Origin of the sequence: Arthrobacter pascens, assembly GCF_030816475.1 — a bacterium.
Lineage (GTDB): Bacteria > Actinomycetota > Actinomycetes > Actinomycetales > Micrococcaceae > Arthrobacter > Arthrobacter pascens_B.
Map to the genome: position 1 here is coordinate 907,139 of NZ_JAUSXF010000001.1, position 13,143 is coordinate 920,281.

The window sequence follows — 13,143 nt, forward strand, 5'->3', positions numbered from 1 at the left end:
ACCATGGGTGGAGTAGTACATTTCGAAATCCCGGCGGACGACCAGGAACGGGCCAGAAACTTTTACTCGGAAACCTTCGGCTGGAAGATCGACCCCATGCCGGAGATGAACTACAACATCATCAGCACCACCGCGACGGATGAAACGGGCCGGCCAACCGAGCCAGGAGCCATCAACGGCGGACTGATGGGCAGGGAAGGCGAGCTGAAAAACCCGGTCATCACGGTGGACGTGGACGACATCGATGCCACGCTAAAGACGGTGGAACAGCTCGGCGGTTCGATCGTTGCCCCGAAAGACTCCATTCCGGGCATGGGCTTCTTCGCCTACTTCAAGGACACCGAGGGTAACATCATGGGCCTTTGGGAAAACCTCCCGGCGGAACAGGGCTAAGGGCAGCCGCAGCGGACGTTACAGAGCCGGAGGGCCGGGCAGCTACTCCTCGCCGAACCGGCCGCGGGCTTCCAGCGGAATGAGCGGCTTCTCCGCCCGGACCTTCAGTTCCTGCACTGCCCAGGTATTGCCGTCCGGATCGCTGAATCCAAAGAAAGTCCCGCCGTCGCGTTCGTCAAAGACAGTGATCTCACTGGCATCCACGCCGCGTCCCACCAGTTCCTCGCGTGCAGCCCGGGCGTCGGAAACCACCAGCTGCAGCCCGCGCATGGACCCGGGGGCCATCTCCCGCTGCGACGGAAGGTCCCCGATCACTATGGAACAACCTGAGCCCGGCGGGGTCAGCTGGACCACGTGCATGTGCTCGTTGGTGGTGTTGTGATCCAGGTGGAAGCCCACTTTGTCCCGGTAAAACTCCACGGCACGGTCGATGTCACTGACCGGGAGCACAACCACTTCCAGGGTCCAATCCATGGCAAGGTTCCTTTCGACAAAAATGCAGGGGAGGTCCACTACAGCTTGCCGTCTCATGGCGATGATGGCTAGGCCACACCGGCGGAATGAGGAGTCCAAAGAGGAAGCGGTAACTTTGTACCTATGAAGTACGCCCAGTCCATTCTGGACCTCATCGGCAACACCCCGCTCATCAAGCTCAACCACGTGACGGACGGCCTCAAGGCCACAGTCCTGGTCAAGCTGGAGTACCTGAACCCCGGCGGATCCATCAAGGACCGCATCGCGGCAAAGATGATCGAGGAAGCCGAACGGGACGGCAAGCTCCTTCCCGGCGGAACCATCGTGGAGCCCACGTCCGGCAACACGGGTGTGGGACTGGCCCTGGTCGCCCAGCAAAAGGGCTACAAATGCATTTTCGTGGTGCCGGACAAGGTGGGCGAGGATAAACGCGCCGTCCTCCAGGCCTACGGCGCGGAAGTAGTGGTGACGCCCACCTCTGTGGCGCCGGACAGTCCGCAGAGCTATTACAGCGTTTCGGACCGGATCGTCGCCGAGACCCCCGGCGCCTACAAGCCCGACCAGTTCTCCAACCCGGCCGCCCCGGGAAGCCACTACGAGTCCACCGGGCCGGAGATCTGGCGCGACACCGACGGCAAGGTTACCCACTGCGTGATCGGCGCCGGCACTGGCGGGACCATCACCGGGACCGGGCGGTTCCTCAAGGAAGTCTCGGCAGACCGTCCGGAGTCCGACGGCGGCCGCGTCCGGATTGTGGGGGCCGACCCCGAGGGCTCGGTCTACTCAGGCGGGACGGGGCGGCCCTACTTCGTGGAGGGCGTCGGCGAGGACATGTGGCCGGCGAACTACGACAAGTCGGTTCCGGACGAGGTCATCGCCGTCAGCGACGCTGATTCCTTCGCCATGACCCGGCGGCTAGCCAGGGAAGAGGGACTGCTCGTGGGTGGCTCCTCCGGCATGGCCGTAGTGGCTGCCATGCGGACCGCCAGGGACCTGCCCGAAAACGCCGTGGTGGTAGTGATCCTGCCCGATTCGGGCCGCGGTTACCTGGCCAAAATATTCAACGACCAGTGGATGCGCTCCTACGGTTTCCTCTCCGGGGGCGAGGAATCGTCCGTGGGCGAGGTGATCAAGTCCAAGACGGGAGAGCTGCCTGACCTGGTGCACATCCACCCGAACGAAACGGTGCGCGACGTCATCAACATCATGAACGAATTCGGCGTCAGCCACATCCCGGTCCTTTCGCAGGAACCTCCCGTGGTGATGGGCGAGGTACTCGGTGCCGTGGATGAGCGGACCCTCACCTCCAAGCTGTTCCGTGGCGAAGCCAGGCTGACGGACAAGATCTCCGAGCACATGGGGCCGAAGCTCCCGGTGATCGGTTCGTTGGAAACGATTTCGGCAGCCCGTGAGTTGCTCTCCGACGTGGACACCGTGATGGTGACGTTCGTCGGCGCCCCCGTGGGCATCCTGACCCGGCACGACCTCCTTGCCTACCTCAGCAACTGAATAGTCCATTGAACAGGAGCATCATGTCCCTCTCTGAAAACCAAGGATTCAACACCCGAGCCATCCATGCCGGCCAGGCTTTCGAGCCCCGCACGGGAGCGGTGGTCCCCCCGCTGCACTTCAGCTCAACGTATGCCCAGGACGGCATTGGCGGGCTCCGCGACGGCTACGAGTACGGCCGTGGTAACAATCCCACCCGCGATTCGTTGCAGGAACAGCTCGCGGCGGTGGAAGGCGGGACGCATGCCTTCTCCTTTAGTTCCGGACTCGCCGCCGAAGACTCCCTGATCCGGGCCCTCACCCGCCCGGGGGACCACATCGTCCTGGGCAACGACGCCTATGGCGGCACCTACCGGCTGATCAACGGGATACTCGGCGAGTGGGGGATCGGCAACACACCAGTGGACATGTCCGACCTTGACGCCGTCAGCGCGGTGGTGGCGGCCAACAAGACAAGGTTCGTCTGGGTGGAAACGCCCTCCAACCCGCTGATGAAAATCACCGACATTGCCGCGCTTGCCGAACTGACTCACGACGCCGGTGCCCTCCTGGTGGTGGACAACACCTTCGCCTCCCCTTACCTTCAGACCCCGCTCGCCCTCGGCGCGGACATCGTCGTGCACTCCACCACGAAGTACATCGGCGGCCACTCCGATGTGGTGGGCGGCGCCATCGTGGTCAAGGACGCGGAACTGGCAGGAAAGATCGGCTTCGTGCAGTTCGCAGTGGGCGCCGTCTCCGGGCCCATGGACGCCTTCCTCACTACCCGCGGGCTGAAGACCCTGGGCGTCCGGATGGACAGGCACAGCGAAAACGCGCAGGCCGTCGCCGAATGGCTGCTGGAGCGGCCGGAGGTGGAGGCTGTGCTCTACCCGGGACTGCCGGACCACCCCGGCCATGAGCTGGCTAAGAAGCAGATGAAGAAGTTCGGCGGAATGGTGTCCGTCCAGTTCAAGGGCGGGGAAGCTGCGGCCCGCAAGGTTGCCGAGGCCACCTCCGTGTTCACGCTGGCCGAATCCCTGGGCGGCATCGAATCGCTCATGAATTACCCCTCGGAAATGACCCACGCCTCGGTCAAGGGCACCGAGCTGGCCGTTCCCGTGAACCTGATCAGGCTGTCGTGCGGGATCGAGGACGTGGAGGATCTCATCGCGGACCTCGACCACGCCTTCAGCTTCATCCAGTGACTGCATCCTCCCCGGCCATGGCATTGGGAACCGCCCGCGGCTGGATCGCGACGGCGGCAGGAGGCGCCGCCGTCGTCATCGCCCTGATGGTCCTGTACTCCTCCTACATTCCCCTGATGAACGACTTCGAGGTGTACTACTACGGCGGCGGCCGGGTGCTCCAGACCGGCGAGGCGGGCATCAACGAGCTGTACGCGCTCCGTGACGGCCTGCCGTTCACCTACCCGCCGTTCGCGGCGCTCCTGTTTGCCGGGCTGGCACTGCTGCCCTTCGGCACCAGCATTCTGGTTTTCATTACGACGGCGCTCGCCGGGGCCGCCGTCGTGGCCGCCTGGCTGGCCCGGCACTATTTCCGGCTGACCGGGTGGCGGGAATCCTTCGCCGACTGGCGGTTCAGGACTGTGGCGCTCGCGGGGACGGCGGCCATCCTGCTGCTCGGGCCGTGGCGTGACACGTTCGACTTCGGACAGATCAACATCATCCTGATGGGGCTGATCCTTGCCGACTTCGCGCTGTATGGAAAGGACCGTGCAGGGGAGATCCGCTGGCCTGCCGGACTGCTGATCGGGATGGCGGCCGGAATCAAACTCACGCCGCTGGCGTTCGGCCTCTATTTCCTGGTGCGGCGTGACTTCAAGGCATTGGCCTGGATGGCTGCGGGATTCTTCGGGACCATCGCCCTGGCATGGGCCGTCCTCCCTCACGCCTCCCTGACCTTCTGGACCAAAATCCTTCCCGACACCGGCCGCATCGGCGGGCCCGCTTACCTGGACAACCTCTCAGTCAAGGGCCTCCTGCTGCACATCGGCCTGCCGGACTCGGGCCTGACCAGCGTGCTCTGGCTGGTGCTTTCCCTGGCGCTGGCCGCTGTGGCGGCGCTGGTGATCAAGTGGGCCGTGTCCGCTGAAGAGAACTTTGTGGCCGTCTCTGCAAACGCCGTGCTGATGCTGCTGGCCAGCCCCGTTTCCTGGTCCCACCACTGGGTGTGGATGGCGGTGGCGCTGCCCTCCATGGCCTTCGCGATGCACCGCGTGCCCTCCCGCCATGGCAAGACGCGCGCGGCCGGCTGGGCAATCGTGGCCTTTACCCTGGTGGCCTTTTACCTCACTCCCAAGTATCTGGCGATGATGGCGGGGGCGCGGGAATGGGGCAAGGATCCGCAGACCCAATGGCAGCTTGCCGTCACCAGCCTGGGCGTGGTGTGCGGCGTCGCGCTGCTGGTCTACTGGGCCATCGCCTACCGCCCGTCACGCGCTGCGCTGCGGTTGCCACAGCCAGGAGTTGCGGCAGGGCAACAAGGCTAGCTTTCTTCAAGCGAGTCAGCTAGGGTGCCTGTATGGCGCTCCGTTCAGACTGGTCCCAGCGCATGTGCAGCATGGCGCGCGGCCTCGATATCCTGGGCGACCCCTGGAGCATGCTGGTGCTCCGCGAGGTCTTTTTTGGCAACCGGCGCTTTGACGCCATCAAGTCACGGCTGGAAGTCGCGGATTCGGTGCTCACCAGGCGCCTGTCCGGCCTGGTGGAGTCGGGGCTGCTCAGCAAGGAAGCGTACGACGACGGCGGCCGCATCCGCCAGGAGTACGTCCTGACTGCCAAGGGGGAAGACGCCTTGCCGGTCCTCAACGCTGTGGTGATCTGGGCCGAAAAACACCTGCCCGCGCCGTCGGACCAGGCTCACATGTACGTCATCCACTCCGGCTGCGGCCAGCGGACCAGTTCGGCTGATACCTGCACCCGATGCGGCGAGCCCCTGACCGCGGCCAACACCAGCTGGCACAGCCTTACCCGGACCACTGATCCCGTTGAACTTGCCACCGCCATGCCATCACCCGCTGCGCCATCGCAGTCAACGCCCGCACGGAACGGAACAGCCGCATGAGCGCCACTGAACCAGCTGAGCTGGAATCTGCGCAGCCCGCCCTCGCTCCACAGCAGCCCAGACGCCGGCTGCACCCCGCCTGGATCGTGGCGGCGGTGGCCTTCCTGGCCCTGGTGGGCGCCGCCGGGTTCCGGGCTGCGCCGGGCGTGCTGATGATTCCGCTGCAGCAGGAGTTCGGCTGGTCCACCACAGTCCTTTCAGCAGCAGTCAGCATCAACCTTGTGCTCTTCGGCCTCACCGCCCCCTTCGCAGCTGCCCTCATGGAACGCTTCGGCATCCGGGCGGTGACGGCAACGGCCCTCGTGCTGATTGGTGCCGGCAGCGCACTGACGGTGCTGGTCAACCAGTCCTGGCAGATCCTGCTGACATGGGGCCTTCTCATCGGGCTGGGGACGGGCTCCATGGCGCTCGTCTTCGCAGCCACCATCGCCAACACCTGGTTCGCCAAAAACCGCGGCCTGGTGATCGGCATCCTGACGGCCGGGAGCGCCGCGGGCCAGCTGGTCTTCCTGCCGTTCATCGCCCTGCTCGCCCAGGATCCCGGCTGGCGGCAGGCGTCACTGCTGATTGCCGCCGGCGCGCTGGCTGTGGTTCCGCTGGTACTGAAGTTCCTCAAGAACTCACCTGCCGACGTCGGGGCCTTGCCCTACGGGATGACTGCAGAGGAGGTGAGCGTGGCGCAGCTTTCGGCCGAGACCCCGGCAACTGCCTCCAGCAGCAACGCCGCGATGCGGGCCCTTCAGGTGCTGAAGCGTGCCAGCAGGGTTCGCACCTTTTGGGCCCTGGTGGCGGGCTTCGCGATCTGCGGCGCAACCACGAACGGGCTCATCGGCACGCACTTCATCCCGTCGGCCCACGACCACGGCATGCCCGAAACCACCGCAGCCGGGCTGCTCGCCGTCGTCGGGATCTTTGACATCCTGGGAACCATTGCCTCCGGCTGGCTGGCGGACCGCTTCAACCCTCGAATCCTGCTGGCCGCCTACTACCAGTTCCGCGGCATCGGCCTGCTGGTGCTGCCGCTGCTCCTGAGCGCCACAGTCCAGCCGAGCATCATCGTGTTTGTGGTGATCTATGGCCTGGACTGGGTGGCCACGGTTCCGCCCACGGCGGCGATCTGCCGCAAGACGTTCGGCGCGGACGGCAGCGTGGTGTTCGGCTGGGTCTTCGCGGCCCACCAGCTGGGTGCTGCCGCAGCGGCACTTGGTGCCGGCGCCATCCGCGACGCCACCGGCCAGTACACCTACGCCTGGTTCGCGGCGGCCGCGATGTGCACCATCGCCGCCGTCATCAGCGCCACGATCCGCAAGGAGGCTACTTCCCGGGAGCCCTCTGCCGTCGCGGCGTAGCCAATGGCGGGGAAGCGGATCCTGCATATGTAGTATGTAGCCTACGGCGATGCGCCGTTCCAGATATGCGCCGCAGCCCCAGCGTTATGCCCGTGGGATCCGGCAGCGCACAGCCGAACTCGGGGGACAACGGATGGCACACACCGACTTGGACCTACCGGCTCCGGACGGGCAGCGGGCCGACGGCGCCTTTCCTTCAGCCGCCCGGATTCCGGCCCTGCGGTTATGGAGGCTGATCGCCCTGTGGCTGCCGGCGGCCGTGGTTGCCGTTCCTGTATGGTTCCTGCTCTCGAACTGGAACAAGCAGGGCCTCGACTTCAGCGTCTACTGGCACGGCGGAAAGATCCTGAACGACGCCGGGTGGCACGCATCGGCCGTATACAGTCCCACCCTGGAATGGGCGGGGGGCCCGGGGCTGCCGTTCACGTATCCGCCATTCGCGGCGCTGGTGTTCAGCCTCCTGGCCCGGCTCCCGGAAGCCCTGGCGCTTCAGCTGTTCAATGCCGCGGGGGTGGCCGTGGCTGCCTGGCTGTCGGCCCTTGCAGTGCGCTACTGGAACTCCAGAACAGACTGGCGAACGACGTTCGACTCACCCCGGAGCAGCTGGATTGCCGCCGCCGGGCTTCTGGCCATGCTGACGCTGGGGCCCTGGCGCGAGTCGCTCGCCTTCGGCCAGGTCAACATCCTCCTCATGGGGCTGATGACGGCAGACCTGCTGTCACGGAACCACCGCTGGAACCGGAGCATGCCCGGCAGCGGCTTCCTGGTGGGGGTCGCGGCCGGCATCAAACTCACTCCGCTGGTGTTTGGCCTGTACTACCTGGTGCGGAAGGACTGGCGCGGCCTGATGAACATGGGTGCCGGCTTTACGGCAACGGTGCTGGTGGGCGCGCTGCTGCGTCCCGTCGAGTCCCTGCAGTTCTGGTTCAGCATCCTGCCGGATACGTCACGGATCGGCGGGGCCGGCTACGTGGACAATCTCTCCATCAAGGGTGCGCTCTTGCACTTTGGCGTCCCCGCTTCCGCCGTCACTGTCCCCTGGCTGCTGCTAAGCCTCCTCGTCGTGGCCTTTGCAGCTGCAGTCATCAAACTGGCCAGCGACCAGGGCGCAAGGGTCGTCGCAGCGTCCGCCACCACGCTCGCCATGCTGCTCATCAGCCCGGTTTCGTGGTCCCACCACTGGGTCTGGATGGCAGCCATCCTGCCCGCCTTCGCGTGGACTCTGCGGGAGATACCCGACCGGTTCAGGCGGCTGCGAATAGTGATGACCTCCGTGCTGCTGCTCTCGGTCCTGGCTTTCTTGTTCTCGCCCAAGACGATCGGACTGGCATTCGGCGCCAAAAACCTGGACGTCCAGACGCCCGGGCTGTGGATCATGGCCTCCAGCGCCGGAGCCTTCTGCGGCGCAGCCATCCTGCTGTGCTGGCTGGCAGCCCTTCGCCGCGGCGCTCTGTTGACGGGGGCGGGCGCCACTGCCGAGCAGGGCAACGGCAAAACGGCGGGTAGCGTCAAACCTGACACGCCGAAGGCGGCCCCGGCCCAGCTACTAGGCTGATTCCATGAAACACACTCCACCTGAGAGCGCCGGCCGCAAAACCGCCCTGGTCACCGGAGTTGGCAGGCTCGCCGGCATCGGTGCCGGCATTGCCCGGCACCTGGCGGCGGACGGGTGGGACCTTGTCCTGACGTACTGGCAGGACTACGACGCCCGGATGCCGTGGGGGATCCAGCCCGACGACGTCGTGCGCCTGACCGCCGAACTGGAAGCCATCGGCGCCCGCGTGTTCACGGTGCCCGCGGACCTGGAGGACCCGGAGGCGGCCGACCGCCTGATCGCGGCTGCCAACGAGCTCGCCGGACCGCTGGAGGCCCTGGTGCTCAGCCACACCGAGTCCGTGGATTCGGGCATCCTGGACACCACGCTGGAGGCCTTCGAGCGCCACTTTGCCGTAAACACCCGGGCCAGCTGGCAGCTTATCGCCGCGTTTACGCGGCAGGTAACGGCCGACGGCGGCGCGATCGTCGCGCTGACAAGCGACCACACAGCGTTCAACCTTCCCTACGGCGCTTCCAAGGGCGCCTTGGACCGGATTGTCATCGCGGCAGCACGGGAGCTGGGGCCGCGGGGAATCTCCGCAAACGTGCTCAACCCCGGACCGATCGATACCGGCTGGATGAGTCAGGACGCCAGGGAGCAGCTAACCCGCCAGCAGCCGGGTGGCCGGCTTGGCACACCTGCGGACGTCGCCGGCACGGTGGCATTCCTGCTCTCGCCGGCAGGCCGGTGGGTGTCGGGTCAGCTGATCAAGTCCGACGGCGGTTTCTCAGCCTGACCCAACTAGGTAGCAGCAAGGGTCGTTATGCGGCGCCAAAACGACACCTGCTGCTACTCAGTTGGGCTGAAGGGCGCTCAGCGGAACGCGCCGAGGCCAGTGATGTGCTGGCCGAGCACCAGGGCATGCACCTCGTCGGTGCCTTCATGGGTGCGCACCGATTCCAGGTTGGCGGCATGCCGCAAAGGCGAATAGTCAAGCGTGATGCCGTTGCCTCCCAGGATGGAACGGGCTTCGCGTGCGATGGCGATGGCCTCACGCACGTTGTTCAGCTTGCCCAGTGAGATCTGCTCCGGCCGCAGCCTGCCGGCATCCTTGAGGCGGCCCAGATGGAGCGCAAGCAGGGTGCCTTTCTGGATCTCCAGCAGCATGTTCACCAGCTTTTCCTGCGTCAGCTGGTAGCCGGCCAGCGGCTTTCCGAACTGCATCCGGTCCTGTGAGTACTTCAGGGCGGCCTCGTATGAATCCCGCGCCGCCCCCATGGCGCCCCAGGCGATGCCATACCGTGCCTCGTTCAGGCAGGTGAAAGGGCCGCGCAGGCCGAGCGCACCCGGCAGCACTGCCTCCGGTCCCAGCCTGACGCCGTCGAACACCACATCACACTGGATGGATGCCCGCATCGACAGCTTCCTCCCAATGGGGGTGGCCGTGACGCCCGGTGTCCCGGCAGGGACCAGGAATCCGCGGACGCCGTCGTCGGTCCTGGCCCACACGACCATCACGCCGGCCACGGAGGCGAACCCGATCCAGCGTTTGGCGCCGTCGAGCAGCCAGCCCGCGCCGTCACTTGCTCCGTCGCGGCGGGCAACGGTGGTCATGGAGGACGGATCCGAACCACCGGAGGGTTCGGTCAGGGCGAAGCACCCGATCAGCTCGCCCGCAGCCATCCGGGGGAGCCATTCCTGCTTCTGTTCCTCCGAACCCCACTTGTGGATGGCCGTCATGGCCAGCGAACCCTGCACGGAAACGAACGTGCGGATTCCGGAATCCCCGGCCTCCAGCTCCATGGCCGCAAGGCCATATTCGACGGCGGTGCGTCCCGGGCAGCGGTAACCCTCCAGGTGCATGCCCAGGACTCCGAGCTCGCCGAGTTCCGGGGCAAGCTCCAGGGGGAAAACAGCGTCGTCGTACCAGCGGGCAATGTCCGGTTTGATCCGCTGGTCGGTGAAATCACGGATCCGCTCCCGGACAGCCAGCTCTTCGGAAGTCAGCAGCGAATCAAGGGCCAGGACGTCGGAGGGGTCGTGTGCTGGGGATGCCTCATCAGCCATCGTTATTCACGCCTCGAGGGTGCTGGTGCCGGGGCGCGATGCCAGGAAGTAGCCGCGGGTGGACGGCAGGAACCGGCACACCACGGCCAGCACCACCCCGAGGGCCAGGAGCGCCACGCCGCTTACGAACGCCCCGCCGACGCCAAAGATCCGGGTGTTGCCATAGGCCGGGTCCCACATCTGGACGGCTGAGATGAAGAAGGCCGCTGTCAGCATCAGGGCACCCAGGAGGGGCAGGATGCCGCGGAACCAGAGGTTCCGTGCGGAGTCCCGCAGCGTGCGGCGGAAGAACCAGAAGCATGCGAAGCCGGTCAGGGAGAAGTAGAACGCGATGAACAGGCTGATGGAGCTGATGGAGTCGGACAGCAGGTTCTCGCTGAGGAAACTCATGGCCACGTAGTAGCAAATCGCCGCAGCACCCATCACCTGGGTGGAGAATCCCGGTGTCTGGTTGCGGGGATGAACTTTGCCGAACCTGGCGGGAAGCGCGCCGTGGACTCCCATGGAAAGGGTGCCCCGGGCAGTGGGAAGAATGGTGGTTTGGGTGGAGGAGAGTACCGACGCCAGTACGGCCACCACGATCAGCCAGCCCCAGGGGCCCAGCACGACATCCTTCATGGCCACAAAGACGTCGTCCTGGTTCTCGCTGTTGCCCAGGCCGATCCCTTCAGTGCCCACCGTGGCATACATCATGACCAGGAGTGCCACAGAGACGTAGATCGCCAGCAGGACAAACGCGGAGATGACGGCGCCCCTGCCGGGAGTTTTGGCGGGATTCTCAGTTTCCTCGTTTACCGCCAGGCACGTGTCCCAGCCCCAATAGATGAACAGGGCCAGCAGAGCGCCGTGCACAACGGCGCCCGGGTCGGCAAAAGCCCCGGCGGGGTTGAACCATTCAAGATCAAAGGCCTGGATGGTCGTGGCTTCACCGGAGCCCGCTCCAGCGATGCCAATAATGAGAGCCAGGGCAAATATTCCCAGCGAGATGTACTGGATATACGTCAGGACCCGCTGGACGTGCTCACCCAGCCTGATGCCGCGGAAGTTCACCAGCGTCATGAGCGCGATGAACGCCACGCCGGTGGCCGTGACCAGGAGAGTGTTCTCCGCCAGGGAGCCGTCGCCCACCAGGAGCCATAAGTACTGTCCTGCCACTTGGGCAAGGTTGGCAAGCACCACGATGCCGGCGAGCGCCACACCCCATCCGCCCAGCCAGCCGGCCCAGGGGCCAAACGTCCGCCGGGCCCAGATGAACGTGGTGCCGCAGTCCGGCATGGCGCTGTTGAGCTCCCGGAACGCGTACGCGATGAACAGGACGGGGATGAATCCCAGCACCAAAATCAGCGGCGTGTAGTTCCCGTTCACCGCCACGATCAGGCCCAGGGTGGCTGCCAGCGAATAGACCGGCGCTGTGGAGGCCAGCCCCAGCATGACCGAATCCCCGAGGTCAAGGATTCCGGCCCGGAGACCCTTCGCCGGGACGGCACCGCCGGATGGCCCCGGCCGGCCGCCGCCCGCCGTCGTAATGTCTGTGCTCATAGCGCGATACCTGCTTTGTTGGAGGAGGCCTGCGCCGACAGGGGAGCAGGGGCGTCGATGGTGTTGGGGACAAAGCGGCAGAAGTAGTCGGTGATCGGGCCGTCCGATTCCCGGATGCCGCAGCCAACAGACTCCCCGTCCACCACCCACAGGCCCAGGACCGGGTGGTTGCCGTCAAAGTCCGGGAGCGGGTGGTACTGCTGGTAACACCAGCCTTCACGCCCGTACCCTCCGGGCTGCTCCAGGGCGATGCCGTCAGCGTGGAGCCGGATGTTGTCGCCCTCACGGCCATGCAGCGGCTTTGCCACCCACTCCTTCAGCGGCCCCGGCTCGTTGAGGTAGGCCGGCAGCAGGTTCGGGTGGTCGGGGTACAAATGCCACAGCGCCGCGAGGAGGGCCTTGTTGGAGAGCAGCATCTTCCAGGCGGGCTCCACCCAGCGCGGATTGTGGGCCCGCTGCAAAAGCCGGTGCCCGAACGGCTCCTTCATCATCAGCTCCCAAGGGTAGAGCTTGAAGATGGTGCTGATCATGAAGTTGTCGAGGTCCACGAACCGGTTGAGGTTCGGATCCCAGCCGATATCGGACATGTTGATGCCAATGGTGGTCCAGCCTGCCTGGCTGGCGACGTCGCGCATATACGCGGCGGTCATCCAGTCCTCGCCTGATTCCTCGGCCTCGGAGTGGGCGATGTGGAGGGTGCTCATCCCGGTGCGGTACTGGAACTTCTTCCACTGCCGGATCAGGGCCTCATGAATCCCGTTCCACTGATCCTTGTCCGGGAAGACGTCCTGCAGCCAGAACCACTGCGCCACCGCTGCCTCGATCAGGCCGGTCGGCGTGTCCGCGTTGTACTCCAGCATCTTGGCCGGGCCGCCCTGGCCGTCGTAGATGACGTCGAACCGGCCGTAGACATCGAGGTCGCCGGCTTGAAGCGACTCCGCCGCAAGTTCCAGGGCCTGGGGGCCGATGCCGAGGGTGCCCATGGCTCCGGTGGCCAGGAACTTTGCCGCCTCCAGGCACATTTTGTGCATTTCCTCGGCAGTTGCCTCGAGGGCCTCCACCTCGTCCATGGTGAACTCGTAGTAGGCGCCCTCATGCCAGTATTCGATCTTGTGGCCATCAGGCATGGTGGTGGTGGAGAAGACCAGGCCCTGTTCTTCAATCTTCTGCTTCCAGCCGGGCCGGGGTTCGCTCAGCAACCGCTTCACC

Annotated in this window: 12 protein-coding genes; 8 read left to right on the forward strand and 4 right to left on the reverse strand. The window is 65.5% G+C overall.

Annotated features, from left to right (window positions below):
* Positions 1-3: 3 nt before the first annotated feature.
* Positions 4-393 carry a VOC family protein gene (locus QFZ40_RS04195; protein WP_306903034.1) on the forward strand — a complete coding sequence of 130 codons (390 nt, stop codon included), beginning with the start codon at positions 4-6 and terminating at the stop codon, positions 391-393.
* Between the two features lie 42 nt (positions 394-435).
* Here the strand turns inward: QFZ40_RS04195 and QFZ40_RS04200 are convergent, their stop codons facing one another.
* A complete protein-coding gene (locus QFZ40_RS04200) occupies positions 436-867 on the reverse strand; it encodes a VOC family protein (protein ID WP_306903035.1) in 432 nt (143 codons plus the stop codon).
* Positions 868-990: 123 nt separating this feature from the next.
* Between QFZ40_RS04200 and QFZ40_RS04205 the strand changes: the two genes are divergently transcribed.
* The 7 genes from QFZ40_RS04205 to QFZ40_RS04235 all read left to right on the forward strand — a co-directional run bounded on the left by QFZ40_RS04205 (position 991) and on the right by QFZ40_RS04235 (position 9,124).
* The gene (locus tag QFZ40_RS04205) at positions 991-2,376 is read left to right on the forward strand and encodes a cystathionine beta-synthase (RefSeq protein WP_306903036.1); all 1,386 of its coding nucleotides are present in this window, start codon (positions 991-993) and stop codon (positions 2,374-2,376) included.
* A 23-nt stretch (positions 2,377-2,399) separates the two neighbouring features.
* Entirely contained in the window at positions 2,400-3,563 is a 1,164-nt protein-coding gene (locus QFZ40_RS04210) for a cystathionine gamma-synthase (protein WP_306903037.1), read from the forward strand.
* Positions 3,560-4,867 carry a glycosyltransferase 87 family protein gene (locus QFZ40_RS04215; protein ID WP_306903038.1) on the forward strand — a complete coding sequence of 436 codons (1,308 nt, stop codon included), beginning with the start codon at positions 3,560-3,562 and terminating at the stop codon, positions 4,865-4,867. The genes QFZ40_RS04210 and QFZ40_RS04215 overlap by 4 nt, the downstream gene beginning before the upstream one ends.
* A gap of 32 nt (positions 4,868-4,899) precedes the next feature.
* A complete protein-coding gene (locus QFZ40_RS04220) occupies positions 4,900-5,442 on the forward strand; it encodes a winged helix-turn-helix transcriptional regulator (RefSeq protein WP_306903039.1) in 543 nt (180 codons plus the stop codon).
* The gene (locus QFZ40_RS04225; protein WP_306903040.1) at positions 5,439-6,791 is read left to right on the forward strand and encodes an MFS transporter; all 1,353 of its coding nucleotides are present in this window, start codon (positions 5,439-5,441) and stop codon (positions 6,789-6,791) included. Before QFZ40_RS04220 ends, QFZ40_RS04225 begins: the two co-directional genes overlap by 4 nt.
* A gap of 133 nt (positions 6,792-6,924) precedes the next feature.
* Positions 6,925-8,346: a glycosyltransferase 87 family protein gene (locus QFZ40_RS04230; RefSeq protein WP_306903041.1), complete on the forward strand. Its 1,422-nt coding sequence runs from the start codon at positions 6,925-6,927 to the stop codon at positions 8,344-8,346.
* A gap of 4 nt (positions 8,347-8,350) precedes the next feature.
* Positions 8,351-9,124: an SDR family oxidoreductase gene (locus tag QFZ40_RS04235; protein ID WP_306903042.1), complete on the forward strand. Its 774-nt coding sequence runs from the start codon at positions 8,351-8,353 to the stop codon at positions 9,122-9,124.
* 77 nt (positions 9,125-9,201) lie between these two features.
* Here QFZ40_RS04235 and QFZ40_RS04240 read toward each other — a convergent pair whose 3' ends face one another.
* Genes QFZ40_RS04240 through QFZ40_RS04250 form a run of 3 tightly spaced genes read right to left on the reverse strand, consistent with a single transcriptional unit; the run spans position 9,202 to position 13,142 of the window.
* Positions 9,202-10,395: an acyl-CoA dehydrogenase family protein gene (locus tag QFZ40_RS04240; RefSeq protein WP_306903043.1), complete on the reverse strand. Its 1,194-nt coding sequence runs from the start codon at positions 10,393-10,395 to the stop codon at positions 9,202-9,204.
* Between the two features lie 6 nt (positions 10,396-10,401).
* Positions 10,402-11,934, reverse strand: a complete 1,533-nt coding sequence (locus QFZ40_RS04245; RefSeq protein WP_306903044.1) for an APC family permease — start codon at positions 11,932-11,934, stop codon at positions 10,402-10,404.
* Positions 11,931-13,142 (reverse strand): glutathionylspermidine synthase family protein, encoded by a 1,212-nt coding sequence (locus QFZ40_RS04250; protein ID WP_306903045.1) that lies wholly within the window; start codon positions 13,140-13,142, stop codon positions 11,931-11,933. Before QFZ40_RS04250 ends, QFZ40_RS04245 begins: the two co-directional genes overlap by 4 nt.
* Position 13,143: the final 1 nt, after the last annotated feature.